This window comes from Burkholderia pseudomultivorans (genome assembly GCF_001718415.1).
In the GTDB taxonomy this organism is placed as follows: Bacteria; Pseudomonadota; Gammaproteobacteria; order Burkholderiales; family Burkholderiaceae; genus Burkholderia; species Burkholderia pseudomultivorans_A.
In genome coordinates this window covers 3,003,588-3,030,097 of the sequence record NZ_CP013378.1, presented here as the reverse complement: position 1 = coordinate 3,030,097, position 26,510 = coordinate 3,003,588, and the positions used below count along the sequence as shown (strand labels likewise).

The 26,510-nt window shown below is 67.2% G+C and carries 18 protein-coding genes and 3 tRNA genes; 12 read left to right on the top strand and 9 right to left on the bottom strand.

What is annotated here, in order from left to right; all coding sequences use genetic code 11:
* Positions 1-140: 140 nt before the first annotated feature.
* Positions 141-884 carry a 23S rRNA (guanosine(2251)-2'-O)-methyltransferase RlmB gene (gene rlmB / locus WS57_RS26300; protein ID WP_009695827.1) on the bottom strand — a complete coding sequence of 248 codons (744 nt, stop codon included), beginning with the start codon at positions 882-884 and terminating at the stop codon, positions 141-143.
* A gap of 140 nt (positions 885-1,024) precedes the next feature.
* Positions 1,025-3,487, bottom strand: a complete 2,463-nt coding sequence (gene rnr / locus WS57_RS26295; protein ID WP_059479307.1) for a ribonuclease R — start codon at positions 3,485-3,487, stop codon at positions 1,025-1,027.
* Positions 3,488-3,737: 250 nt separating this feature from the next.
* Between rnr and WS57_RS26290 the strand changes: the two genes are divergently transcribed.
* Positions 3,738-3,824 (top strand) — tRNA-Leu (locus WS57_RS26290).
* A 178-nt stretch (positions 3,825-4,002) separates the two neighbouring features.
* Here the strand turns inward: WS57_RS26290 and WS57_RS26285 are convergent.
* Positions 4,003-4,593, bottom strand: coding sequence for a ferritin-like domain-containing protein (locus tag WS57_RS26285; protein WP_009691601.1), 591 nt, complete (start codon positions 4,591-4,593; stop codon positions 4,003-4,005).
* A 328-nt stretch (positions 4,594-4,921) separates the two neighbouring features.
* Between WS57_RS26285 and WS57_RS26280 the strand changes: the two genes are divergently transcribed.
* Together WS57_RS26280 and WS57_RS26275 are read left to right on the top strand one after the other, a co-directional pair.
* Positions 4,922-7,270 carry an AsmA family protein gene (locus tag WS57_RS26280; protein WP_069245062.1) on the top strand — a complete coding sequence of 783 codons (2,349 nt, stop codon included), beginning with the start codon at positions 4,922-4,924 and terminating at the stop codon, positions 7,268-7,270.
* A 157-nt stretch (positions 7,271-7,427) separates the two neighbouring features.
* Positions 7,428-9,506 (top strand): AI-2E family transporter, encoded by a 2,079-nt coding sequence (locus WS57_RS26275; RefSeq protein ID WP_236871926.1) that lies wholly within the window; start codon positions 7,428-7,430, stop codon positions 9,504-9,506.
* Positions 9,507-9,546: 40 nt separating this feature from the next.
* On the opposite strand, the gene WS57_RS26270 is transcribed toward WS57_RS26275, so the two are convergent.
* Complete coding sequence (locus tag WS57_RS26270; RefSeq protein WP_069245060.1) at positions 9,547-11,286, bottom strand: SulP family inorganic anion transporter; 1,740 nt, start codon at positions 11,284-11,286, stop codon at positions 9,547-9,549.
* 368 nt (positions 11,287-11,654) lie between these two features.
* Between WS57_RS26270 and WS57_RS26265 the strand changes: the two genes are divergently transcribed.
* Positions 11,655-13,187 (top strand): CYTH and CHAD domain-containing protein, encoded by a 1,533-nt coding sequence (locus WS57_RS26265; RefSeq protein ID WP_069245059.1) that lies wholly within the window; start codon positions 11,655-11,657, stop codon positions 13,185-13,187.
* Positions 13,188-13,355: 168 nt separating this feature from the next.
* Here WS57_RS26265 and WS57_RS26260 read toward each other — a convergent pair whose 3' ends face one another.
* Complete coding sequence (locus tag WS57_RS26260; RefSeq protein ID WP_009691605.1) at positions 13,356-13,877, bottom strand: DUF6496 domain-containing protein; 522 nt, start codon at positions 13,875-13,877, stop codon at positions 13,356-13,358.
* 217 nt (positions 13,878-14,094) lie between these two features.
* On the opposite strand from WS57_RS26260, the gene WS57_RS26255 reads away from it, so the two are divergent.
* Together WS57_RS26255 and WS57_RS26250 are read left to right on the top strand one after the other, a co-directional pair.
* The gene (locus WS57_RS26255) at positions 14,095-15,084 is read left to right on the top strand and encodes an aliphatic sulfonate ABC transporter substrate-binding protein (RefSeq protein ID WP_009691606.1); all 990 of its coding nucleotides are present in this window, start codon (positions 14,095-14,097) and stop codon (positions 15,082-15,084) included.
* Positions 15,085-15,197: 113 nt separating this feature from the next.
* A tRNA-Leu gene (locus WS57_RS26250) sits at positions 15,198-15,284 on the top strand.
* Between the two features lie 368 nt (positions 15,285-15,652).
* Here WS57_RS26250 and WS57_RS26245 read toward each other — a convergent pair.
* Complete coding sequence (locus WS57_RS26245) at positions 15,653-16,222, bottom strand: flavodoxin family protein (protein WP_040127283.1); 570 nt, start codon at positions 16,220-16,222, stop codon at positions 15,653-15,655.
* A 244-nt stretch (positions 16,223-16,466) separates the two neighbouring features.
* On the opposite strand from WS57_RS26245, the gene WS57_RS26240 reads away from it, so the two are divergent.
* The 5 genes from WS57_RS26240 to WS57_RS26220 all read left to right on the top strand — a co-directional run bounded on the left by WS57_RS26240 (position 16,467) and on the right by WS57_RS26220 (position 21,824).
* Positions 16,467-16,553 (top strand) — tRNA-Leu (locus WS57_RS26240).
* Positions 16,554-16,926: 373 nt separating this feature from the next.
* Complete coding sequence (locus tag WS57_RS26235; RefSeq protein WP_040127280.1) at positions 16,927-18,177, top strand: ROK family transcriptional regulator; 1,251 nt, start codon at positions 16,927-16,929, stop codon at positions 18,175-18,177.
* Complete coding sequence (locus WS57_RS26230) at positions 18,164-19,717, top strand: sugar ABC transporter ATP-binding protein (protein ID WP_069245058.1); 1,554 nt, start codon at positions 18,164-18,166, stop codon at positions 19,715-19,717. Before WS57_RS26235 ends, WS57_RS26230 begins: the two co-directional genes overlap by 14 nt.
* A 41-nt stretch (positions 19,718-19,758) precedes the next feature.
* A complete protein-coding gene (locus WS57_RS26225) occupies positions 19,759-20,796 on the top strand; it encodes an ABC transporter permease subunit (RefSeq protein WP_059601557.1) in 1,038 nt (345 codons plus the stop codon).
* 83 nt (positions 20,797-20,879) lie between these two features.
* Positions 20,880-21,824 (top strand): ABC transporter substrate-binding protein, encoded by a 945-nt coding sequence (locus WS57_RS26220; protein ID WP_069245057.1) that lies wholly within the window; start codon positions 20,880-20,882, stop codon positions 21,822-21,824.
* 87 nt (positions 21,825-21,911) lie between these two features.
* On the opposite strand, the gene WS57_RS26215 is transcribed toward WS57_RS26220, so the two are convergent.
* The 3 genes from WS57_RS26215 to WS57_RS26205 all read right to left on the bottom strand — a co-directional run bounded on the left by WS57_RS26215 (position 21,912) and on the right by WS57_RS26205 (position 24,948).
* Positions 21,912-23,642 carry a SulP family inorganic anion transporter gene (locus WS57_RS26215; protein WP_069245056.1) on the bottom strand — a complete coding sequence of 577 codons (1,731 nt, stop codon included), beginning with the start codon at positions 23,640-23,642 and terminating at the stop codon, positions 21,912-21,914.
* A gap of 22 nt (positions 23,643-23,664) precedes the next feature.
* A complete protein-coding gene (locus tag WS57_RS26210) occupies positions 23,665-24,291 on the bottom strand; it encodes a ParB-like protein (protein WP_009693269.1) in 627 nt (208 codons plus the stop codon).
* 114 nt (positions 24,292-24,405) lie between these two features.
* Positions 24,406-24,948, bottom strand: a complete 543-nt coding sequence (locus WS57_RS26205; protein ID WP_059601553.1) for a GNAT family N-acetyltransferase — start codon at positions 24,946-24,948, stop codon at positions 24,406-24,408.
* A 278-nt stretch (positions 24,949-25,226) separates the two neighbouring features.
* Between WS57_RS26205 and WS57_RS26200 the strand changes: the two genes are divergently transcribed.
* Positions 25,227-26,447, top strand: a complete 1,221-nt coding sequence (locus WS57_RS26200; protein WP_059479287.1) for an MFS transporter — start codon at positions 25,227-25,229, stop codon at positions 26,445-26,447.
* Positions 26,448-26,510: the final 63 nt, after the last annotated feature.

Below are 26,510 nucleotides of genomic sequence, written 5' to 3'. Positions count from 1 at the left end.
ACCCGAAGAGAACCGCGCGCGGCGACGAAGCGCGACGCACGCCGTGCGGGTCATTCTAGCCGCTCGCCACGCCGGGCAACATGGCGCGCGGGCCGGCTTCGAAACGATGATTGCGGGCCGGCCGGCCGCCGCGCGTCGCGTCAGCCCTTCGCGCGTCGCTGGCGCACGGCTTCGTACAGGCACACGCCGCTCGCGACCGATACGTTCAGGCTTTCCACGCTGCCGGCCATCGGGATGCTCATCACCTCGTCGCAGGTATCGCGCGTGAGCCGGCGCATCCCCTCGCCTTCGGCGCCCATCACGATCGCGACGGGGCCGTCGAGCCTCGTGTCGTGCAGCGTCGCCGATGCCTCGTCCGAGGTGCCGATGATCCACACGCCGGCGTCCTTCAGCTCGCGCAGCGCGCGGGCGAGGTTCGTCACGGTGATGTACGGCACGGTGTCGGCCGCGCCGCTCGCGACCTTCGCCGCGGTTGCGTTGAGACCGACCGCACGATCGCGCGGCGCGATCACCGCGTGCGCGCCGGCCGCATCGGCCACGCGCAGGCACGCGCCGAGGTTGTGCGGATCGGTGACGCCGTCGAGCACGAGCAGCAGCGCCGGACCGTTGATGCCGTCGAGCAGCTCGGACAGGTTCTGCGCGAGCGGAATGTCCTCGACGCGCGCGACCACACCCTGGTGGCGCTCGGTATGCGCGAGTCCCCACAGGCGCGTCTCGTCGGCCGCGATCAGCCGCACGCCCGCTTCTTTCGCGGCATGCAGGAACTCCTGCATGCGGCGGTCGCGGCGCGTCTGGTCGTACAGCACCTCCGCAACCGTCGATGCGTCGTGCCGCAAGCGTGCGGTCACCGCATGAAAACCGTAAAGAACCTTCAGACGTGACATGACTGGAACAACCTTCGATCAAACGTGCGGCCGCGCAATGCGCGCAACCGCGGTCCATGGAAAAGGAAAGCGCCGCGCGGCCGGCTCGTGACCGGCCACGCGGCGTCTCTCGATACTGCGGGGCGTGCCGCCCCGAACGCTCAATACTTCTTGCGCGCGTGCGTTTTCTTCGCGGTCGGCTTCGCCGGCGCGCCGCCCTTCTTCTTCGCGGCGGCGCGTGCGGCGCGCGCTTCCTTCACGGCGACGCTCGGCGCGCTGGCGGCCTTCTTGCGGCGCGGCGCGGCCTCTTCGGCTGCCGGCAGCGCACGCACACGCGGGCCGTTGCCGCGCTCGGCGCCGGCTGCGGCGGGCGCGGCCGGCGGACGCGGCGCCTTCACCGGCGTGTCGCGCACGAGACGGAAGTCGATCTTGCGCGCATCGAGATCGACGCGGCTCACCTGCACGCGGACCCGGTCCGACAGCCGATAGCGGATGCCCGTGCGCTCGCCGCGCAGTTCGTTCTTGATCTCGTCGTACTGGAAGTAATCCGAGCCGAGCTCCGTGACGTGCACGAGCCCTTCGATGAACAGCGTGTCGAGCTGCACGAAGATGCCGAACGACGTGACGCCGTTCACCATCCCGCCGTATTCCTCGCCGAGCTTGTCGCGCATGAAGTAGCACTTGAGCCAGGCCTCGACGTCGCGCGACGCCTCGTCCGCGCGCCGCTCGTTCGCCGAGCAGTGCAGGCCGAGTTCTTCCCAGATCGCGGTGTTGGTACGCGTGCGGCTGCGCGCCTCGTCGTCGGCCTGCTGCATCGCGCGTGCGCGCGGCGACAGCGCGGTGTTCAGCTCGAAGCCGTCCGGCGCCTTCGGCACGTACTTCTTGCCCGACAGGATCGCGTAGATCGCGCGGTGCGTGAGCAGGTCCGGATAGCGGCGAATCGGGCTCGTGAAGTGCGCATAGGCTTCGTAGGCGAGACCGAAGTGGCCGATGTTGTCCGGGCTGTACACGGCCTGCTGCATCGAGCGCAGCAGCATCGGCTGCAGCATCTGCGCGTCGGGCCGGTCGCGGATCTGCGCCATCAGCGCGGCGTAGTCGCTCGCATGCGGCTTGTCGCCGCCGCCGAGCGTCAGCCCCATGCCGCGCAGGAACGCGCGCAGGTTCTCGAGCTTCTCGGGCGTCGGCCCCGCATGCACGCGGTACAGGCCCGGATGCTTGTTGCGCTTCAGGAAGTCGGCGGCGCAGACGTTCGCCGCCAGCATGCACTCCTCGATCAGCTTGTGCGCGTCGTTGCGCTGGCGCGGCACGATCTGCTCGATCTTGCCCTGCGCGTTGCAGACGATATACGTCTCGGTCGTGTCGAAGTCGATCGCGCCGCGCTTCTGGCGCGCGGCGAACAGCGCCTTGTAGACGCCGTACAGGTTCTGCAGGTGCGGCAGCAGCTCCGCCCGGCGCGCGGCCTCCGGCCCTTTCGTGTTCGCCAGCACCGCCGCGACTTCCGTATAGGTCAGGCGCGCGGCCGAATGGATGACGGCCGGATAGAACTGGTACGCCTTGATCTCGCCGCGCGAGGTGATCACGATGTCGCACGCGAGCACGCAGCGGTCGACCTGCGGATTCAGCGAGCACAGGCCGTTCGACAGCTTCTCCGGCAGCATCGGGATCACGCGGCGCGGGAAGTAGACCGACGTGCTGCGTTCGAGCGCGTCGGCGTCGAGCCCGCTGCCCGGCTGCACGTAGTGCGACACGTCGGCGATCGCGACGATCAGGCGGAAGCCGTCGCCGCGGCCGACCTTGACCGGCTCGCAGTAGACCGCATCGTCGAAGTCGCGCGCGTCCTCGCCGTCGATCGTCACGAGCGGCACGTCGCGCAGGTCGACCCGGAAGCGCAGGTCGGTCGGCCGCACCTTGTCCGGCAGCGCGGCGGCATCGTCGAGCGCCGGCTGGCTGAACTCGTGCGGCACGCCGTACTTGCGCACCGCGATCTCGATCTCCATGCCCGGATCGTCGATGTCGCCGAGCACCTCGACGACGCGCCCGAGCGGCTGCGAATGGCGGCTCGGGAAATCGGTCAGCTCGACCACGACGACCTGCCCGACCTTCGCCTTCTTCACGTTCTGCGTGATCAGGATGTCATGGCCGATGCGCTTGTCTTCGGGCGCGACGATCAGCGCGCCGTTCTCGTTGAGCAGGCGGCCGATCACGCGCTTGTTGGCGCGCTCGGTCACCTCGACGACATGCCCTTCGGGCCGGCCGCGTCGGTCGTAACCGACGATCCGCGCCAGCACGCGGTCGTTGTGCATGACCTTCTGCATTTCGCCGTTCGGCAGGAACAGGTCGTCCTGGCCGTCGTCGCGGATCACGAAGCCGTAGCCGTCGCGATGGCCCTGCACGCGACCGGCGACGAAGTTCGACGGATGGGTGAGCTGGTAATGCCCGCGCTTGTCGAGCCGGATCTGGCCGTCGCGCTCCATCGCGGCGACGCGCCGGAAGAACCCTTCGCGCTCCTGACGCTTGATCGACAGTGCTTCGGCGATGTCGTTGGCGGCCAGCGGCGCATCGCTCGTACGCAGCACGCCGAGAATCTCTTCACGGCTCGGAATGGGGTACGGATATTTGCTCAAGGGTTTGTCGATGATTGTTCTCGTTGCGTTGTCTGATGGTGCACGGCATCAACATAGAAGTGTCCGTCAGACAGTTCTATAGTGACGGCGGCGGATCATTCTATCACCCGCGCTGTGTCGTCCGATGACGCGAATGCCGCGCCCCTGCGCCGCGACGGCCGGTTCGCGGTGCATTGAAAAAAAGTGTTGACACGGGAAATTGGGGCGCTATAATTTCGCTTCTTTGCAGCAAGCAGCTACTGCGAAACGTGCCCAGGTGGCGGAATTGGTAGACGCACTAGGTTCAGGTCCTAGCGGTGGCAACACCGTGGAGGTTCGAGTCCTCTCCTGGGCACCATCTGTTTTATAAAAGGCCGGCTTTATGCCGGCCTTTTTCATTTTGGGCCCAGGAAGCAAAGCGCCTGCGCGCTTTGCGCTCGTGTGACCGAGTCGCCTCCCGGACACTGTCGGTCTGATGAAAAAAGGTCGGCTTCCCGCCGACCTTTTTTCATTTCAGATAGGGCAAACCCCGCGCTTCACGCGCCTCCCGCCGACTGCCCGCGCCCCTGGAGCAAATCGGCCATATCGTCGGCATGCTCTTCCTCGACCGCGAGAATTTCCTCGAACAGCCGGCGTGTGGTCACGTCCTTATCGCCGAGATACCGGATGATCTCCCGGTACGTATCGATGGCGATCCGCTCGGCCACCAGGTTCTCGCCGATCATGCTGGTCAGGTCGGTGCCCTCCTTGTACTCCGAATGCGCACGCGTTTTCAGGCCGTCCGGCGCAAAATCGGGCTCGCCGCCGAGTTGCACGATGCGCTCGGCGATCCGGTCGGCGTGCTCCTGCTCCTCGGTCGCGTGCTGCGCGAATTCCTGCGCGACGGCTTCCGAATTGATGCCCCTCGCCATGAAGTAGTGCCGCTTGTAACGCAGCGTGCAGACGATCTCGGTCGCCAGCGCGTCATTGAGCAGCTTCAGCACCTTGGTGCGGTCCGCGCCGTAGGTTTGCGTGACCGGGCCGTCCGACATGTGCTTGCGCGCGTCTTCGCGAATTTTTTTCAGATCCAGCACGAACGGATCGCTCGATTCAGGTACGGCCTCGTTGGTTGCAGCTGACTTCGTCATCGATCTGCTCCTTTATCCGGTGGGAAATCTGTGGCTCCATTTCCGCTCAATGTTTGCGGTCGGTCGATAACCCGATAGCAAAAGCAGTGCCCGCACGCCGCGAACACAGTCGCCCCCAGCGTGTTGCGGCCGAACGCGGCCCCCTCTGCGGCCCGCGCAATTTTTGCGCCTCCTCGCAAAAGCGGCCCGACGCCGCCGCTGCTTCGCCCTGTCTTCACGACCCCGCTCGACCATCCCGAGGCGCCGGACCGGTTCGCGGTACGGCGATTGCTGCCTTGCTGCCAACCCGGCCCGCGAGGGGCCGGACCGTGAATCCAACACTTCCGCCATGGCCCTATCGAACGCGTCCAGCATGACGATCGCCAAAGTGACAGGCAAAGTCGTTGCGTGGCTCGTCGCGGTGCTGATCATTCTGATCGCGGCGATCGCGCTGTTCATTTTCACGTTCGACTGGAATCGCGCGCGGCCGATGGTCGACGACAAGGTCAGCGCCGCGATCGGTCGTCCGTTCGCAATCAACGGCGATCTGACCGTGCGCTGGCATCGCGCCACCGGTGAGACCGGCTGGCGCGCTTGGGTGCCGTGGCCGACCTTTGCCGCGCGCAATATCACGATCGCCAACCCGGACTGGGCGAAACAGCGGTACTTCGCGACGCTGGACCAAATCGACTTCCAGGTGAAACTGCTGCCGCTGCTCACGCACGACATCGTGATTCCGACCATCAATCTGGTCAGCCCTTCCGTCGACCTCGAGCGGCTCGCCGACGGACGAAACAACTGGACCTTCAAGTTCAAGTCGTCCGCGCATCCGCTGGCGTGGAAGCTCGACCTGCACGACATCCGGCTCGACAAGGGCGACATCGCGCTGTCCGACCAGCAGAAAGGACTCGTGATGCAGACGACGGTCAACACGCTCGGCCACGCGATCCCGATCGGCGAAGTCCTCAAGCAGCAGGAAAGCAAATCGCGCAGCGCATCGGCCGAGACGGTCGGCAAGCAAGGCGCGCAACAACTGAGCAGGCAGGCGCGAGCGGCAGCATCGGCGGCGTCTGCGGCGTCTGCGGCATCCGCCGCGCCCGCAAGCACGGCTTCGAGCGGCCAGCCGGCGGCAAGCGGCACGACCGCCCCCGCCGCGCAGCAGAAGAGCGAGCCGCAATACGGGATCGGCTGGACCGTAACCGGCAACTACCGCCATTCGGCGCTGTCCGGCAGCGGCAAGCTCGGCGGCGTGCTCGCGCTGCAGGACGCGTCGCGGCCGGTGCCGGTACAGGCCGACGTCCGGGCGGGCGACCTGCACGTTGCACTGGTCGGCACCGTCACCGATCCCGCGCATCTGGCAGCCGTCGATTTGCGTCTGTGGCTGCAAGGATCGAGCCTCGATCGCCTGTATCAACTGACGGGCATCACGCTGCCCCAGACACCGCCCTATGCCACGGAGGGCCACCTGACCGGCAACATCCAGCCGGGCAACAGCGTGTTCCGTTATGAAAAATTTTCAAGCCGCGTGGGCGGCAGCGATCTGGGCGGCATGCTGGTCTATACGCAGCGCCAGCCGCGGCCGCTGCTCAAGGGCGAAGTGGTCTCGAAGCTGCTGCAGTTCAAGGATCTGGCGCCGGTGGTGGGCGCGGACAGCAATGCGAGCAAGGCAAGACGCGGCGAGACCGCGCGTCAGCCGTCGAACAAGGCGCTGCCGGTCGAAGGCTTTCGCACGGAGCGCTGGAGCGCAATCGATGCCGACGTGAAATTCACGGGCCGGCGCATCATCAAGGATCCGGCACTGCCCGTCACGGATCTGTACACGCACATCGTGATGACCGACGGCGTACTGTCGCTGCAGCCGCTGAAGTTCGGCGTCGCGGGCGGCTCGATCGCATCGGATCTCCATCTCGACGGTCGCGCGCGGCCGCTCAAGGCGCGCGCTTCGACGCGCGTGCGCGGTCTGAAGCTGAAGCAATTGCTGCCGACCGCGAAGACGATGCAGAGCGCGCTCGGTGAAGTCAATGGCGACGCGCAACTGTCCGCGACCGGCAACACGCCGGCGGCGCTCGCGGCCAGTTCCAACGGCGAGGTGAAGCTGCTCGTCACCGACGGCACGCTCAGCCGTCTGCTGCTGGAAGCCGCAGGCCTCAACGTCGCGAACGTCGTCTACGAAAAGCTGTATGGCAATCGCGTCGTGCATATCAACTGCGCGGCCGCCGATTTCATCGTCACGGACGGCGTGCTCGATTCGCATGCGTTCGCGCTCGACACGGACGACGCCGTCATCAACGTCGACGGCAAGGTCGACATGAAGAACGAAACGATGGATCTCGGCATACACCCGCACACGAAGGGCTTCCGCATCTTTACGCTGCGCTCGCCGCTCTACGTCAAGGGCACCTTCAAGAAGCCGCACGTCGGCGTGAATCCGACGGCGCTCGCCCTGCGCGGCGGCGCGATGGTCGGCCTCGGCCTGATCAACCCGTTCGCGGCGCTGATTCCGTTGATCGCGCCGAGCAACCACAAACCGCTGCCCTGCCAGCAGCTGATAGCGGCCATGCAGTCGCAGCAACCGACCGCGCCGCCGCCGGGCCAGCGCAAGAAGTCGAACGGGCTGCGCCTGCCGCCCGGCACGCCGGTTTCGAACGCGCCCCATTCGTCCGCTCTTGGGCTGCCGTTGCCCAAGGCGACTCACTGATTCTGCGGGCCGCGGTTCGTGCGCGTGCGTGCAGGGAACCCCAGGCGACGCAAGCCTGCGGTCAGGCACGATCGTTGCGTCTCCCGGACACCAATGCGCCGCCGGCCGATGCACGGCGGCTGCCAGCGTGGCCGTCGTTCGACCTGCCGGCCGCGCCGTGCAGCCCGTCATCCTGACGTCACGCTTCGCTGCGGGCGCCGGCCTCGACTGCCGCCGCTCGCGCCGGGCTCCCTGTGCGTCACCGCCGGATCGTCCCGGCCAGCCTGTCATGAGGAAACTGGAAAAGCAACGCAGGAACGGCCGACGAGCGCCATTCATCGTGGCGCGCAGCGAGGCCGGCACCCACAGCCGCAAAGCCGCGCCCGCCGCCGTGCCGGGCCTGAAGACCCTGACCTCGCTGGTCACGGGCGTCGTCATGGTCTGCGCGATGTATTTCGGGCGCACCGTGCTGATTCCGATCACGCTGGCCGTGCTGCTGAGTTTCCTGCTGGCGCCGCTGGTCGATCTGCTGCGGCGGCTGCGCCTGGGCGAACTGGTGTCGGTGCTGGTCGCGGTCTGGGTGGCGCTGTCCGTGCTGACCGCACTCGGGGTCCTGATCGGTGCGCAGTTGGCGGAACTGGCGTCCGACCTGCCCCGCTATCAGGTTGCGATCGAGCGTCGAATCGACAATATTCAGCAAACGGTGGTGGTTCACGCCGACGCGGTCCTCACGCGGACCATCGACGCGCTGAAGCGCGTGACGCCCGTGCGCGAGGAACTCACGTCCGCGGGCAGCAAGCCCGCAGGGCCGGCCGACAAGGCCCCGTTGCCCGTCGAAGTTCACGAGCCGTCCCCTTCGCCGCTGAAGCTCGCGCAAGGATTCCTGTCGCCGGTCGTCAGCCCGCTCGCGACGATCGGTATCGTGATGGTGACTGCGATTTTCATCCTGCTGCAGCGCGCCGACCTGCGCGAGCGCCTGATCCGTCTTGCCGGGTCGCGCGACATGCACCGCACCACGACGGCCATGAGCGATGCCGCGCGGCGCCTCAGCCGCTACTTTCTCGCGCAGCTGTGCGTCAACGTGTGTGTCGGCGCGGTGATCAGCTTCGGGCTCGCCGTGATCGGCCTGCCCGGCGCGCTGCTGTTCGGCGTGATCGCGGGATTGATGCGTTTCGTGCCGTATGTCGGCGCGTGGATCGCGGCGCTGCCGGCCGCGATTCTCGCAGCCGCCGTCAGCCCCGACTGGTCGACGATCGTGCTGACCCTCGTGCTCTTTTGCGTGACCGAAGTGGCCGCCGGCCAGTTTCTCGAACCGCTCGTGTACGGTCACAGCACCGGCCTTTCGCCGATCGCGGTGATCGTCGCCGCGATCTTCTGGAGCTGGCTGTGGGGCGCCGTGGGTCTGGTGCTCTCCACGCCGCTTACGCTGTGCCTGGTGATTCTGGGCCGCTATATCAGCGGACTCGAATTCCTCGATGTGCTGTTCGGCGACAGACCGGCCCTGACGCCGGGCGAGCGCTTCTATCAACGCCTGCTGACGGGCGATCGCGAACGGGCGTTGGCGCAGGCCGACGCGCTGCTGAAGAAGCGCTCGCTTTGCGAGTACTACGACGCCGTTGCGCTCGAGGGGCTGCGCCAGGCGCGAATCGACCTGCTGCGCGGGGTCGTCTCGCCGAAGCAATTACGGCGCATCCGCGAAACGGTGCTGGAACTCGTACACGGCCTGGAACCCGACAGCGACGCGACGCCGTCGTCTTCCACGCCGCCATCGCCGGAGCCGGAAAGCGCGGCCGATCGCGTGCCGTCGGTGCTTTGCATCTCGGGCAGCGGCAAGCTGGACGATCTCGTCGCCGCCATCGCGGTACGCCTGCTGCGCCAGCGCGGTCTGCGGGCGGACAGCGCAAGCCACGAGCGCTTTCCGCGAAACGGCTTGCGCGACGTGCGCCTGTCCGGTCCAGCCGTGATCAGCGTGATCTCGCTCGACGCCGTCGATGCGCCACCGTACCTGCGCAACCTGATACGCCGTCTGAGCCAGCGCGCGACATCGGCGGGCGTCGTCGTCGGCCTGTGTGCGCGGGACACCGAGTGCCCGGCGCTATGGCAGAAGATGGGGGTGTCGGCGACCACCTCGTTCGGCGAGCTCGTCGACCGCTGCGTGCTGCTCGCGCAACCTCGCACGGACGGCGGCGAGCCCGTGCGCGGCAATCCCGTCGCGCCAGCCGCCGGCGCGGTCGCCGACTATCGACGCGACGACTGACGCCGCCCGCAACGGCTCGCCGCCGTCCGCCTGCGATGCGTCAACCTTCACCTTCCCAATCGTGCCAATCGACCGGATGGGATTTCAGATACGCCGACACGGCTTCGCCGATCGTCGGCATGAAGTGCTCCTCGCCGATCCGCTCGTACAGTCCATAGCGTTTCAGGCTGTCCTTGACCGGCCCCTTCAATTCGGCGAAGCATAGCTGCACGTCCGACTCGTCGAGTTCGTCGTCGAGCCTCGCCAGCATGTCGGCTGCGGTGACGTCGATATCCGTCACGGGCTCGGCCGCGATGGCGACCCAGCGGGTCCGCGTGGGGGCCTCGCGCGCTGCGGTCAACACGCGCTCGTGGAAGATTTCCGCGTTCGCGAAGAACAACGGCGCATCCCAGCGCAGCAGAACCAGCCCGGGGATGCGCCGCGCATCCGGATGGCGCGCGATGTCGTGATAGCCCTTCACGCCGTCGCGTCGCCCAAGCACCGCTGAATAGGGGCGCCACGCCCGCCACAGGAAGGCCAGCACGGCCAGCCCGAGCGCGATACCCACACCGGCCACCACGCCCGACAGCACGACCCCGGCAAAGCAGGCGAGCGACTGCACGAATTCCGGACGACGCAACTGGTAAAGCCGCCGCAGGCCGGTGATTTCGAGCAACGACAGCGACGCGGCGACCACCACCGCGCCGAGGGTGGCTTGCGGCGTATGCCGCAGCGCCTGCGGCACAAAAAGCAGCAGCGCCGCGACGATCAGCGCGGCAATCAGGCCGCACGCCTGGCTCTTCGCTCCGGCGCCTTCGGCGACCGGCGTGCGCGATCCGCTGGCCGCGACCGAAAAGCCCTGGAACAGGCCCGCCGCGATATTCGCGATGCCGAGCGCGACGAATTCGCGGTTGCGGTCGACGCCCTCCCCGCTGCGCAGACCGTATATCTGCGACAGCATGCTCAGGTCCGTAAACGACACCAGCGCGATGGCCGCGGCACTGGCCGACAATGCCAGCCACTCGTTCGATGCAAGCGCCGGAAAGTCCGGTGCCGGCAGCCCTCGCGGCAAGGTGCCGACCACGCCGATGCCGGTCCGTGCGGCCAGATCGAAACAGGCGGCGCCGACCGTGGCGACCACCACGGCGACCAGCACGCCCGGCACTTTCGGCGCCCAGCGTTTGGACGCGAGGATCACGGCCAGCGACAGCAGACCGATCGACAAGGCCGCGAGGTTCGTCTTTCCGGAAGCAACGGCAGTGGCCAGCTCGCGCAGCTGCCGCGGAATCGCCGCTTCGTGCACCGTCAGGCCGAGCAGCTTCGGCAACTGACTGACGATGATCGTGACGATGATGCCGTTCAGATAGCCGTAGCGGATCGGCGTGGAGAGCAGATCGGTGATAAAGCCGAGCCTGAACAGCCCGACTGCCAGACAGAGGCTGCCGGACAGCAAGGCAAGCGCGCTCGCGAGCGCGGCCGCATGCGCGGCGTTGCCGTGCGAGAGCGGCACGACGCTCGCCGCGATCAGCGCAATCAGCGCGGAATCGGGCCCGAGCACGAGGATGCGGCTCGGCCCGAATACCGCGTAAGTGACCAGCGCGGCAATCGACGCATAGAGTCCCGACGCGGCGGAAAGGCCGGACGCAATCGCGTAGGCCATGCCGGCGGGCACCAGCACGGCGCTGAGGGTCGCGCCCGCGACCGCATCGCCCGGCAGCCATGCAATCCGGTACGTGCTGATCCACGCGATACCGGGCACGTGGCGAGCGAGTTCGATGCCTCGCCGTACGACCTTAGCCACACGTGTCGCTCCCGCAGGTCGCGGCTTGGTCGCGAGCTTTCGGATCTCGTGGTTCCATGGCGGCTACCGCTGATTCCGGACGCTCCTTCGCAGCAAGTCCCGTACCCGACAGCAACGCGCCGCGCCCGTCGCCCGATTACGGCGGTTCCGGTTTGTACGTTTTACGCGGCCGACGCAAATGTATCCATCCGCGCTGCGGCGCTTTGCCTGGCGGCGGAGACGGACGCGAACGCGTCGGGCACGTCGGTCGCGACGCCCGGCTGCCGGGGGTGCGAAAAATGCTCGCCCGTTTGACCGGATGGCGTGCTGCTGCGCGGCCGCGACCGATCAAGCAGATGCGTCGGACCGACGACGCGCGAGGGAGTGCAATGGAACGAGAGCTGAAGCTGCTGGTGGACCGCGAGCACGTCGGCAGAATCCGCGAGTCGCCGCTGTTTGCGGACAGCCCGCACACCGACGTGCCGGACACCCTGCTCACCAGCACCTACTACGACACATCGGAATTCGCCTTTCATCGGTGCAATGCATCGCTGCGCGTGCGCACGCACGGCGACAAGACCGTCCAGACCATCAAGCTCGACGGCCCGGCGCAGGCGGGCCTGTATCAGCGCGACGAATTCGAAACGCCGGTCGAAGGTCCCGCGCCGGATCTGAGCTTGTTCAACGACTCGATACCTGCCGACAGCGATCTGGGAAAGCTGATTCGCGACAAACGCACGGCACCGGATCTCGAACCGCGCTTCGTCACGAGAATTCGCCGCACGGTGCTGCCGTTACGCGCGCAACCGGGCGAGGAAATCGAGTTTGCGATCGACGAAGGCACCATCGAAACCGAAACGGATTCGGCCTCCCTCGTCGCGGTCGAAATGGAGCTGAAGCGGGGCCGGCCCGAGCGTCTCTATCAGATAGCGCTCGAACTGCTCGCAACGGTCCCGCTGCGCCTGGACCCGATGAGCAAGGCCGAGCGCGGCTATGAAATGCTGCTGCAGCAACATCAGGCGCCCGTCAAGGCGCGGCCCGTGACGCTTAACAAGCGGGACAGCATCGAAGCGGCATTCCGCACGATCGCATACAACTGCCTCGAGCAGGTTCACGCGAACGAACGCGGCGTCGTGTCCGGTCACGACCCGTCGAGCGTGCACCAGATGCGCGTCGGCCTGCGGCGTCTGCGCTCGGCGCTCGATCTGTTCGACAAGGTGATTCCCGCCTATCCCGGGCTTCAGGACGAACTGCGCTGGATCGCCTCGGAGCTGGGCGAGGCGCGCGACTGGGAGGTCCTTGCCCGCTCGACGCTCGGCCAGGCATTGGCGCAAACGAAGAAGAAGCAGGAGCGCCGGGCGGTCGAGCGCGCGTGCACGCGGGTCGCGACGGAAAAGCGTGCCAATGCGGCCGCTGCTGCGGAGTCCGTCCGCTACACGCGATTGGTTCTGCAACTGACGCTATGGCTCGACGGCGCACGCTGGCGTGACGGCATGTCGAAGAAGGCGTCCGAGGCCGCGCAGCAACCGGTGAAGCGGCTGGCATCCGACATCCTGCGCCGCCGGCACAAAAAATTGCTGAAACGTGGCCGAGGGCTCGCCGGTCTCGACGATCACCGTCGGCATCGCGCACGCATCGCGGCGAAGAAACTTCGGTATGCGACGGAATTCTTTGCTTCGCTGTTTTCGAAGTCGGCGGTGAAGCACTATGTGGCGACATTGAGTACGCTGCAGGACGATCTGGGCTGGCGCAACGATGCCGTGGTTGCCCCTCGCCTGCTGGATTCGCTGCCGCGCGCGGCCGCCGACACCGTCGCCGGGGCTGCTTTCGTGCGCGGGTTCTGGGCTTCGCGCGTCGCTGCCGACTACGTCCAGATGAAAAAACTGTGGAAGCGCTTCAGGCGCTTGTCTCCACCTCAATAGAGGCCAAGCGGCGGCAACACCGTACCGAGTCCGGCATTGCCGCCGCGGCCGCTGCGACGAAGGGCGTTCGCGCGGCCGTCCATGCCGCGTGAACACGCAAGACCACGATCGTGGCGCCGACGTTCTGTCGACGCCGCGATCGACGGCCCCGCCGTGCCGGCCGACGCCTTAGCGGTGATGCGAACGCGCCGCCCGCGTCTGGGCAGCCTTCTTCGCCGCTGCCGAGCGGCCTGCCGCCCCTTTGGTCTGTGCGGCCTTCTTCGCCGCGGCGGAACGGCTCGCGGCCGGCCGACGCGCAGCTGCGCTCTTCGCCTGCTTCGACATCGCGGCCGACGACGCGCCCTCCTTGCTCTCGCGCTTCAATACGGCGGTCGTGGTGCGGGAGCGTTTCGCTTTCGACTCAGTGCTGGCGCTCGTTTTTTTCTTGCCGTGGCCCGCGGCACTGTCCTGTGCCGCCTTCTTGCGCGTCGCTTCGCTCGTCTTGCCCTTCGCGGGCGGCTTGATATCGACGCCCGCGCGCCGCGCCTCGGACAAACCGATCGCGACGGCCTGCTTCGCCGAACGTACGCCGTGCTTGCCGCTGCGCACGCGGTCGATCTCCTCCTTGACGAACTCGCCTGCCTGCGTGCTCGGCGACTTGCCGGCGCGCTTGTCGGCACGTGCTCGCTGGATCGCTCTCTGTTCGGGCATGGTCGCTCTCCTTGATAAAGGTGTGGCCGTTCCTGCGAGCAACGCACGTGCCCGGCACCCTTCGAAATTCCGGCCGCGAGCGCGCGAGGCCGGCGTGCCAGCCGCTTATGCCCGCCAGTCCGATCGATAGCAGAATTTATCGGTTCGCGTCCGCGCTCCGCGTTGGTACGTTAGCCGGCTCGCTTTCCTGCAACGAACCGGACAAGGAGCACGCTCGATGACGTCGATGAACCGCCGCGCGTTCGCGCGCGCGATGCTGGCCGCCGGCCTGACGGCCGCGGGTGTCCGTGCCCGCGCCGACGATGCGCCCGCCACGCTGCGCATCGGATACCAGAAATCGTCGACGCTGATCACGCTGCTCAAGACGCGCGGCACGCTGGAACAGGCGCTCGCGCCGCTCGGCATGCGCGTGTCGTGGCATGAATTCGCGAGCGGGCTGCCGCTGACCGAGGCGCTCAATGTCGGCGCCGTCGATTTCAGCGCCGACGTGGCCGACACGGTGCCGGTCTTCGCCCAGGCCGCGCACGCGCGTTTCGTGTACGTCGCGCAGGAAGCGCCGTCGCCGAAAGCACAGGCGATCGTCGTCAAGCAGGACGGCGCGCTGCGCACGCTCGCCGATCTCAAGGGCAAGCGCATCGCGGTGACGAAGGCGGCCGGCAGCCACTACCTGCTGCTCGCCGCGCTCGCGCGCGCGAAACTCGCACCCGCCGATGCCGCGGTCCACTACCTCACGCCCGCGGACGGCCGCGCCGCATTCGAGCGCGGCAGCGTCGATGCGTGGATCACCTGGGATCCCTATGTCGCATCGGTGGACCGGAACCCCGACGTGCGGATACTCGCCGACGGCGACGGGCTGGCGTCCTACCAGCGCTACTACCTCGCGTCGAGCAGTTTCGCCGCGGCCCGCCCCGATGTCGTGCAGATCCTGTTCGACCGGTTGTCGCAGGCCGGCGCATGGCTGCGCGCGCATCAGCCGGAAGCGGCGCATACGCTCGCGCCGATCTGGGGGCTCGACGCCGCGACGATCGAGCGCGCGAATGCGCGACGCAGCTATGTCGTGCGCGAGGTGCTGCGGCAGAACTTCGGCGAGCAGCAGAAGATCGCCGACACTTTTCTGGCCGCAGGACTGCTGCCTGCGCGCGTCGATACAGCGCAGGCACTGCGCTGGAATTTCGCCGCGAAACGGGCGGAGCCGGTCGGCGCATGAGCGCTTGCGCGGGCAGGCCGAACAATTTCTTCCAGTTCGATGAAATTGTGTTGACAGGCGCTTCAGACACGCTAGAATAGCGGTCTTTCGCGATGCAGCACCAAGCGAAACGTGCCCAGGTGGCGGAATTGGTAGACGCACTAGGTTCAGGTCCTAGCGGTGGCAACACCGTGGAGGTTCGAGTCCTCTCCTGGGCACCATCTGTTTTATAAAAAGGTCGGCTTTATGCCGGCCTTTTTCATTTTGCGCCCAGGAAGCAAAGCGCCTGCGCGCTTTGCGTGAGGACTCGAAAGGCTGCGCTTGCAAGCGCAGCCGGGGTCGCGCTCGTGTGACCGAGTCCTCTCCTGGGCACCATCTGTTTCATAAAAAGGTCGGCTTTATGCCGGCCTTTTTTCATTCTGGGCCCAGGAAGCAAAGCGCCTGCGCGCTTTGCGTGAGGACTCGAAAGGCTGCGCTTGCAAGCGCAGCCGGGGTCGCGCTCGTGTGGCCGAGTCCTCTCCTGGGCACCATCTGTTTGATGAAAAGGTCGGCTTCGCGCCGACCTTTTTTCATTTCCGCCGCAGAAAAATCACACGCGGTGTCCGTTCCAGCGCTTTGCCGCAATCGCGACGCGCTCGCCGAGCACCTCGGCCGTTTTCCGATCGCTCTCGATGATCGCATCGCCGCCCTGATCCGCATTCGCCTGCGCCATCGCGCCGAGGAACGAGCCAAGCCGGTTCAGATCGTTGACCGAGCCCTTGCTGTTGTTGTTGCCGGGCATCAGGCCGAGGCTCACCCACAGCATCTGATGCTGGGCCGCGAAGACGGCGAGCTGCTGCAGCGTCGCCAGCTTGTCGCCGCTTTGCGAAGCAGAGACGGTGAAGCCGGCCGCGAGCTTGTCGCGCCACTTGCCCCAGTACTTCGACGACGCGTCCATGAAGCCCTTGAACTGCGCGGAAGCGCTGCCCATGTAGGTCGGCGAGCCGAAGATGATCGCGTTGGCATCGTGCTCCAGATACGCCCAGTGATCGTCGATCGACTCGACGGGGATCAGCTTGACCGACGCCCCGTCGACCTTCTCGACACCACGCGCAACGGCTTCCGCAATGACGGCCGCATGACCGTAACCACTATGAAAAACCACGGCGATCTCAGACATGAAAAACTCCTCATCGGGTTGAGTCAGACAAAAGGTTACCGCAATGGTAACAGATAAGCCCGGGACGTCATGCCTGCGCGATCATGCGTCGACGGCGAACCGGACCGGCATCGACGCCGAAGGGAAACCTGCGTGTTTGGCCGCCGCGCGCATCGAAGAGAAAGATCGTCCGAAAAACCTGTTGACAGCGTTTCCAGACGCGCTATAATCGCAGTCTTTCGCAATGCAGCACCAAGCGAAACGTGCCCAGGTGGCGGAATTGGTAGACGCACTAGGTTCAGGTCCTAGCGGTGGCAACACCGTGGAGGTTCGAGTCCTCTCCTGGGCACCATCTGTTTTATAAAAGGCCGGCTTTATGCCGGCCTTTTTCATTTTGAGCCCAGGAAGCAAAGCGCCTGCGCGCTTTGCGCGAGGACTCGAAAGGCTGCGCTTGCAAGCGCAGCCGGGGTCGCGCTCGTGTGACCGAGTCCTCTCCTGGGCACCATCTGTTTCATAAAAAGGTCGGCTTTATGCCGGCCTTTTTTCATTTCCGCCGCACGAAACCCCCCCTCCGCCTGTCCGGCAAGCTCACCGCGCCTCTCTACCCCGCTCCGCTCCCCAACCGGGATTTCCCTAGGCTGACACACGCACGCTCACGCGGTTAAATAAATCAACGTGATTTATTTAATTCGTCGGCGAACGACGAACCCATGGAAGGAGACGCCATGAGAAGCCCGCACATCGGCCAGGGAAGCAATTCGGCCAACGTGCGCCGTTACAACGAGCGCCTGCTGCTGAAGACGCTGCGCCGCGCGGGCAGCGCGTCGAAAGCCGACCTCGCCCGCCTCGCGAACCTGACCGGCACGGCGGTCGGCAGCATCATCGCCTCGCTCGCCGATGCGAAGCTGATCGAGTTCACCGGCCGCCGCACCGAGGGCCAGCGCGGCCAGCCCGCGTCGCTGATCCGGCTCGATCCGCGCGGCGCGTTCGGCATCGGCGTCCATCTCGACCGGATGCGCATCGAGACGGCGCTCGTCAACTTCGCGGGCGACGTGCTCGGGCGCCGCTCGCACGACACGCTGCTGCCGCCGCCCGCCGAAGCCCTCGACATCGTGCGCCGCGACATCGACGCGATGCAGGCGCTGCTACCGGCCCACGAACGAGCGCGCCTGGCAGGCATCGGCATCGCGCAGCCGTACAACCTCGGCGCGTGGATGCGCGAACTCGGCCTCGCACCCGACACGTTCCGCGCCTGGGAAGACGTCGATTTCGCAAGCGATCTCGGGCGCACGTCGTCGCTGCCGGTATTCGGCGAGAACGACGGCAACGCGGCCGCGATCGCCGAGCTGTTCTACGGCTACGGCCGGCAGTGCGACGACTTCGTCTACCTGTTCATCGGCCCCGCGATCGGCGGCGGCATCGCGATCGACGGCGACTGCCTGCGCGGCGTGACCGGCAACGCGGGCGACATCGCCGTGATTCCCGTGCCGCCGAGCCGGCTCGCGTCCGCGCCGCCGCCGCGCGGCCCGTGGGACATCCTGCTCGCCCGCGCGTCGCTGCATGCGCTCGTGCGCCATCTGCGCCATCACGGCGAAACCGTCGACAATCGCGCCGATCTCGAGGCGTGCATCGCGCGCGGGCTGCCGGCCGTCGACGAATGGATCGACGACTGCGTCGACGCGCTCGCGCCGGCGCTGCGCGCGGTGCTGTGCGTGGTCGATGCGCCAGTGGTCGTGCTCGACGCCGATACCGATGCCGGCCTGCTCGATGCAGTGACGAGCCGCCTGCGCGCCGCGCTCGCCGCCACGGCGCCCGAAGCACGCGGCACGCCGACGCTGGTGCGCGGCACGTTCGGCGCCGACGCCGGCGCGATCGGCGCCGCGACGCTGCCGATGTACTTCAACTTCTCTCCGCGCGCCGGCATTCTCCGGGGCGCCGGCACGGAATCACAGGAGGTCAGTCATGTCGCGATCTGAGTCGTCCCGGCCGCTGCTCGAAATGCGCCGGATCAGCAAGACGTTCCCGGCGGTACGCGCGCTCGACAACGTGAGCCTGACCGTCTACCCGGGCGAGATTCACTCGCTGATGGGCGAGAACGGCGCGGGCAAGTCGACGCTGATGAAAATCCTGTCGGGCGCGTACCGCGCCGACGCCGGCGGCGAAATCCTGATCGACGGCGCGCGCATCGACATCGACGGGCCGCTCGCCGCGCGCGATGCGGGCGTCGCGGTGATCTACCAGGAGCTGTGCCTCGCCCCCAACCTGACGGTCGCCGAGAACATCTACGTCGGCCGCGAACTGCGGCGCGGCAACCGGCGCTGGGGCACGATCGACCGCGCGGCGATGGCGCGCGGCTGCAAGGACGTGCTCGCGCGCCTCGGCGCGTCGTTCGGCCCGGACACGCTGGTCGGCACGTTGTCGATTGCGGAACAGCAGCTCGTCGAGATCGCGCGCGCCGTGCATACGCGGGCCCGCATCCTCGTGATGGACGAACCGACCACGCCGCTGTCGTCGCGCGAGACCGAGCATCTGTTCCGCCTGATCCGGCAGTTGCGCGAGGAAGGCCTCGCGATCATCTACATTAGCCACCGGATGGCGGAGATCTACGAGTTGTCCGACCGCGTGTCGGTGCTGCGCGACGGCACCTACGTCGGCACGCTCGAACGCGAGACGCTGTCGGCCGAGCGTCTCGTCGCGATGATGGTCGGCCGCGACATCTCCGGCTTCTACAAGAAGGCGCATGCGCCGTACGATCCGGGTCACCTGCTGCTGTCGGTCCGCGACGTGTCGGACGGCGGCCGCGTGCGCGGCTGCAGCTTCGACCTGCATGCGGGCGAAGTGCTCGGCGTCGCCGGCCTCGTCGGCGCGGGCCGCACCGAACTCGCACGGCTGATCTTCGGCGCGGAGTCGCGCACGCGCGGCGACATCAGGCTCGGCGAGCGCGCCTTCGGCGCACATTCGCCGCGCGACGCGATCGACGCGGGCCTCGTCTACCTGACCGAGGACCGCAAGCGCCAGGGCCTGTTCCTCGACATGAGCGTGCGCGACAACATCAACATCTCGGTCTGCAACCGCGATGCGCGGCTCGGCGCGCTCGATCTCGCGCGAGGCGCGGCACGGGCGCGCGATGCAATCGCGTCGCTGTCGATCCGCGTGCCGAACGCGAACGTCAACGTCGGCGCGCTGTCCGGCGGCAACCAGCAGAAGGTGCTGCTGTCGCGCCTGCTCGAGACCAAGCCGCGCGTGCTGATCCTCGACGAGCCGACGCGCGGCGTCGACATCGGCGCCAAGTCGGAGATCTACCGGATCATCAACGAACTGGCGCGCGCGGGTGTCGGCGTGATCGTGATCTCGAGCGAGCTGCCCGAAATCATCGGCGTGGCCGATCGCGTGCTCGTGATGCGCGAAGGCGAAATCGCCGGCGAACTCGGCGGCCATACCGGCACGCCGATCACGCAGGAAGCGATCATCGCGCTCGCGACCGGCTCGCAGGCCGAACTCGCCGACGCGCACTGAGCCCGGCCTCTTCATTTCACTCTTACATTCAGGTTACCGAAATGATCAATCCGACCAAGCAGCGGAACCTCGCTTCCGCGACCGCCCATCCGGCGGCCGACCGTGCGCCGCAGGCACGCGTCGCCGATCACCGCGCGCGCATGCAGTCGCTGATGCGCACCGCCGGCATGCTGCCGGTCCTTCTGGTCCTGTGCATCGGCTTCGGCTTTCTGACCGACGGCTTCTTCACGCTGCAGAACCTGTCGATCGTCACGCAGCAGGCATCGATCAACATCGTGCTCGCGGCCGGGATGACGTTCGTGATCCTGACGGGCGGCATCGACCTGTCGGTCGGCTCGGTGCTCGCCGCCGCGGCCGTCGCGTCGCTGCTGGCGTCGACCATTCCCGGCTGGGGCTGGCTCGGCATTCCCGCCGCACTCGCGGTCGGTCTCGTATTCGGCGCAATCAACGGCGGGCTGATCTCGCTGCTGCGCCTGCCTCCGTTCATCGTGACGCTCGGCGCGATGACCGCCGTGCGCGGCGTCGCGCGGCTGCTCGGCAACGACACGACAGTGTTCAATCCGCAGCTGCCGTTCGCGTTCATCGGCAACGGCACGATCCTCGGCGTGCCGTGGCTCGTCGTGATCGCCTGTGCCGTGATCGCGATCTCGTGGTTCATCCTGCGCCGCACGGTGCTCGGCATGCGCATCTATTCGGTCGGCGGCAATCCGGAAGCCGCGCGGCTGTCGGGCATCAACGTGCGCGCAATCCAGCTGTTCGTCTACGCGGCGTCGGGCCTGCTCGCCGGGCTCGGCGCGGTGATGTCGGCCGCACGCCTCTACGCCGCCAACGGGCTGCAGCTCGGCCAGTCGTACGAACTCGACGCGATCGCCGCGGTGATCCTCGGCGGCACGAGCTTCGTCGGCGGCGTCGGCTCGATCGTCGGCACGCTGATCGGCGCGCTGATCATCGCGGTGCTGACCAACGGCCTCGTGCTGCTCGGCGTATCCGACATCTGGCAGTACATCATCAAGGGCCTCGTGATCATCGGCGCCGTCGCGCTCGACCGCTACCGCCAGCGCGACTCGGCCCGCACCTGACGCCCGCCCGCCGCTTTCCCCTTTGCGCGCAGGCAGGTCGACCTGCGCGCGTTCGCCAACAGACCTCACGGAGACACAACGACATGTTCAAGCACAAAGCCGCCCTGACCGCCCTCGCGTGCGCGCTCGCCTTCGGCGCATCGGCCGCCCATGCGGCCGACAAGCCGCTGAAGTCGATCGGCGTCACGGTCGGCTCGCTCGGCAACCCGTATTTCGTCACGATCGTGAAGGGCGCCGAGGCGCGCGCAAAACAGATCAACCCGAACGCGAAGATCACCGCGGTGTCGGCCGACTACGACCTGAACAAGCAGTTCACGCAGATCGACAACTTCATCTCCGCCCACGTCGACATGATCCTGCTGAACGCGACCGATCCGAAGGCGATCGAGCCGGCGGTCAAGAAGGCGCAGGCGGCCGGCATCACGGTCGTCGCAGTGGACGTCGCCGCAGCGGGCGCGAACGCGACCGTGCAGACCAACAACGTGAAGGCCGGCGAGCTTGCGTGCGACTACCTCGCGAAGAAGATCAACGGCAAGGGCAACGTGATCATCGAGAACGGCCCGCAGGTGTCGGCCGTGATCGATCGCGTGAACGGCTGCAAGTCGGTGCTCGCGAAGAACCCGAACATCAAGCTGCTGTCGAGCGACCAGGACGGCAAGGGCTCGCGCGAAGGCGGGATGAACGCGATGCAGGGCTACCTGACGCGCTTTCCGAAGCTCGACGGCGTGTTCACGATCAACGATCCGCAGGCGATCGGCAGCGATCTCGCCGCGAAGCAGCTGAACCGCCCGGGCATCGTGATCACGTCGGTCGACGGGGCGCCCGACATCGAGGTCGCGCTGAAGACCAACACGCTCGTGCAGGCGTCCGCGAGCCAGGAACCGTGGGCGATGGCGCAGCAGGCCGTCAACGTCGGCTACGGCATCATGAACGGCCAGAAGCCGGCCAACCCGATGATCCTGATCGAGCCGACGCTGGTCACGCGCGACAACGTGAAGAGCTACAAGGGCTGGAGCTCGCCGCGCTGATCGCGCGGCCCGCGAACGGATGCGGACGAGGCCGGGCAACGCCGGCCGCAATGCGCGGCGGCGATGCCCGGCCGGCGGCGGGCGCCGTCAGCCTGCGAGCGCGCCCGCGCTGCCGCCGATCTCGCCGCCCGCCTGCAGCTTCTGCAGGCTTTCGTCGACGCTCAGCTCCGACATCGCGTCGTCGCGCAAGGTGTCGTCGGCCGCGCGGCGCAGCGCATGCAGCGCGTGCAGCTTGAGCCGCACGATCGCGAGCCGCTGGCCGTGCGCCGCGCATTCGGCCGCGAACGTGCGCAACGATTCGATCGTCGTGCCGTCGACATCCGGTGTTTCCTCCAGACTCAGCATCACCGTATGCGTATCCGGTGCCGCCTTCATCAGCGCACGCACGCGATTGAGCATCCGGTCGGCATTGGCGAAGAACAGTTGCGCCTCGGGCCGCACGATCAGCACGCCCGGTATCGGCTTCGCGTCCGCGTGGCTCGCGACGTCGACGAAATCGTGACTGTCGCGCAGCCGGCCCAGCACGCTGACGTTCGGCTCGGACAGCTTGCGCAGCGTCAGCAGCAGGCTCACGCCGATCGCCGCGAGCAGCCCGTGCAGCACGCCGAGCACGAGCACCGCGAGCAGCGCGGCGATCACCACGAGCCGGTCGCGATGCCACGCCCAGTACGGCCGGAACACGGACGGATGCAGCGAGTGGCTGACCGCGAAGATCACGATCGCCGCGAGCACGGGCTCGGGCGTGCGCGCGAGCTGCGGCAGCAGCAGCCACACGATCAGCGCGACCACGCCGGCCGCCCACAGGCCCGCGAAACGCGACTGCGCGCCGGCCGCCTCGTTCGCCGAGGTCGCCGAATAGCCGGCACCGACCGGCATCCCGTGCAGCAACCCCGACACGAGGTTCGCGCAGCCGAGCGCGACCAGGTCGCGGTTCGGCGACACGCTGTCGCCGTGCTTCAACGCGAAGTTGCGAATCGAGCCGTACGACTCCGCATACAGGATCAGCATCAGCGCGAATGCGAGCTCGACCGTCTGCATCCACGCATTGCGGTCGAGATGCGGCAGGCCGAACGACAGGTGCTGGAAATCGATGTGCCCGACCACGGCAATCCCGTAGCGCTGCCAGTCGAGCGCGTAGCCGGCCAGGATCGACAGCACGATCACGACGAGCGTCGCCGGCACGCGCGAACTGCGGCCGAGCACGAACAGCAGCACGAGCGCAGTCGCGCCCAGCGCGACGCTCGCGAGGTTCGCGTGCGGCGCATTCGAGACCAGGTCGAGTGCGACATGCGGTGCATCGCTGTGCTGCACCGACACCGCGAGAATCTTCGGCAGCTGCTTGATGACGATCGTCACCGCCAGCCCGAACGTGAAGCCGCGCAACACCGGCCGCGCGACGAAATCCGACATGCCGCCGAGCCGCGCGGCACCCGCGAGGATGAACAGCACGCCCGTCATCGCGACCAGCGCGGCCGCCAGCGCGAGCTGCGCGGCCAGCGCCATTCCCGACTCGGCCAGCACGGTCGCCGCGAGCACGGCCGCCGACGACGAGGTCGACGACACGATCGCGAAACGGCTGCTGCCCGTGAGCGCGTAGACTACGAGCCCCGACAGCAGTGCGATGAGGCCCGCCTGCGGCGGCAGGTTCGCGAGCCCCGCATAGGCGACGGCTTCCGGAATCAGCAGGCCGGCAATCGACAGGCCGGCCAGCGCATCGAGACCGATGCGCTGCGCACGCGGCGGCGGCGCCGCGCCGGGTGCGGCGAAATGCTCCGCATGCTGCGGGGCGGCGTCGGGCGGGATCGGGGCGGTCGTCATGGCGGTCGGCGTATGGCGTCGCTCAGGGCTTGACGGCAATCACGCCCGACCAGCCGGGCAGATAGCGCGCGTCCTGCTCGTGCGCGTGACGCAGTGCGATGTCGAGCGCCTTCGAGAAGTTCTTGCGGATCTGGTCGAGCGACACATGCTGGCGCAGGAAGTCGGCCCACAGGAATTCGCTGAACGGCGTCGCATCCTTTGCATAGCCGCCCGCGGTGCGCAGTTCACCCGCAAGGCTGCGGTACGGGTCGTCCTCGAGCCCCGTGAGCGCCTTCGGCAAATGCGCGTAGTCGCGGCGCGAACCGTCGGGGCCGAACGGATGCACCCACTGGTTGTGCTCCATCATGCGCCAGAAGATCGTGTCGTCGAGCCACGACAGATCCTTCAGCAGCATCGCGTTGACACGCGTCTCCCCTTCCTCGATCAGCGCGAGGCCGAGATGATGGTGATCGGTGATGTAGTGCAGTCCGCCCGGCCCGAGCACGGCCGGAAACCAGTGCGATTCGATCGCAGCCTTGCGTGCGCGCTTGCCGAGCGTCTTCCAGTGCTTGCGCTTCGCCTTGACTTCGCGATAGCCGACCGTCATCTGCGTCGGACGCAGCGAGTCGAGCGTGACGGGAATGAGATGAACGTCGTTGCCCAAGGCCATGGTCGTACCCCATGTCGAGAAATTCCGGCAACGATACTCCTGATCGCTCGCGCCGTTAATACGTCGCAGCCACCGTGCATGCGCGTTTGACGATCTCTGACAGCGCGTGCCGCGCTACGCGCGCAAATCGTCGCGCACGAGACGATGCCGCACGTACGGGATGCCGTCGTGCACCACGCCGACGCGATGCATCCCGAGCTTGCGCGCGACGCGCAGCGAACCCGTATTCGCTGCGGCGATATCGGCAATCACGCGCGGCAGCCGCACGGTGTCGAACGCATGGCGCACGACGGCCGCCGCGGCCTCGCTCGCGATGCCGCGTCCCCACGCCGCGCGCACGAGCCGCCAGCCGATCTCGACGTCGTGCGCGCCGTCGGCATAGTCGGGAATCAGCAGGATCCAGCCGACGAACGCAGCGGGCGCGGCCTTCTCGAAGATCGACCAGTAGCCGAGACCGGGCGGATAGTCGCGCGTGATCCGATGCGTGACGAAGCGGCGATGCTCGACGGGGTCGTGCCACGGGCCGGCGATGTGCCGCGTGACTTCGGGATCGCGATCCATCGCGATGCACGCGTCGAGATCGGCCAGCACGCGCGGGCGCAACCACAGCCTGCGCGTCTCGAGCACCGGCAGCGTGGCGGCGGAAGATTCGGTCATCTGGACTCCTGATTCGGCAGCGACGCGCCGCCTTTCATTACAGATCAAATACAAACGTCCGTCGCGCATCATACAGACGACTGTCAGTTGCGTTGTACGCGTGCATTTCCGTTTCCGAAACAATGCATTTCGTAGGGATTATTCCCGATTCGCCGCTATCGCGCCCCACATTCCGATGCGCGCCGCCTACACTCGATCAGTGCCCCGCGCCGCGCGCAGGCCGGGCCCGCATCCGTACGCCTGCCGTGCGCGCGCAAGCCAACGAGGAGACCTCGGCCATGAGCTGGACCCGCGAACAACGCAACGTCACGATTGCCGCCTACCTGGGCTGGACACTCGATGCGTTCGACTTTTTCCTGATGGTGTTCGTCCTCAAGGACATCGCCGCCGAATTCGCGTCGACCATCCCGGCCGTCGCGTTCGCGCTGACGCTGACGCTCGCGATGCGTCCGCTCGGCGCACTGATCTTCGGGCGGCTCGCCGACCGCTTCGGCCGCCGTCCGACGTTGATGGTCAACATCGCCTGCTATTCGGTGCTCGAACTGGCGTCGGGCTTCGCGCCGAGCCTGACTGCCCTGCTCGTGCTGCGCGCGCTGTTCGGCATCGCGATGGGCGGCGAATGGGGCGTCGGCTCCGCACTGACGATGGAAACCGTGCCGACCCATGCACGCGGCATCGTGTCGGGACTGCTGCAGGCCGGCTACCCGAGCGGCTATCTGCTCGCGTCGATCGTGTTCGGCGTGCTCTACCAGTACATCGGCTGGCGCGGGATGTTCATGGTCGGCGTGCTGCCCGCGCTGCTCGTGCTGTACGTGCGCGCACACGTGCCGGAATCACCGGCGTGGAAGCAGATGGAAAAGCGCGCGCGGCCGGGCCTCGCGGCGACGTTGCAGCAGAACTGGAAGCTCACGATCTACGCGATCGTGCTGATGACCGCCTTCAACTTCTTCTCGCACGGCACGCAGGATCTCTATCCGACCTTCCTGCGCGAACAGCATCATTTCGATCCGCACACCGTGTCGTGGATCACGATCGTGCTGAACGTCGGTGCGATCGTCGGCGGCCTGTCGTTCGGCGCGATCTCGGAACGGATCGGCCGCCGCCGCGCGATCTTCATCGCGGCGCTGATCGCGCTGCCGGTGCTGCCGCTGTGGGCGTTCTCGAGCGGCGCCCTCGCCCTCGCGGCCGGCGCGTTCCTGATGCAGATCTCGGTACAGGGCGCGTGGGGCGTGATTCCCGTCCACCTGAACGAGATCTCGCCCGACGAGATCCGCGCGACCTTCCCCGGCGTCGTCTACCAGCTCGGCAACCTGCTCGCGTCGGGCAACGCGACGATGCAGGCATCGCTCGCGGTGTCGCACGGCAACGACTACGGGTTCGCACTCGCACTGGTGGCCGGCATCGTCGCCGTGCTGATCGCCGTCTTGATCCTGTTCAGTCGCGAACGACGCGGCATCGACATGACGCAATCGGTCAATACGCGTAGCGCCGTCGGCTGAGCCGCTGCGTTGCCGCATCGCATCATCGCGCACGCCCCGCCCTGTCGGGGCCGCGCGCCGACG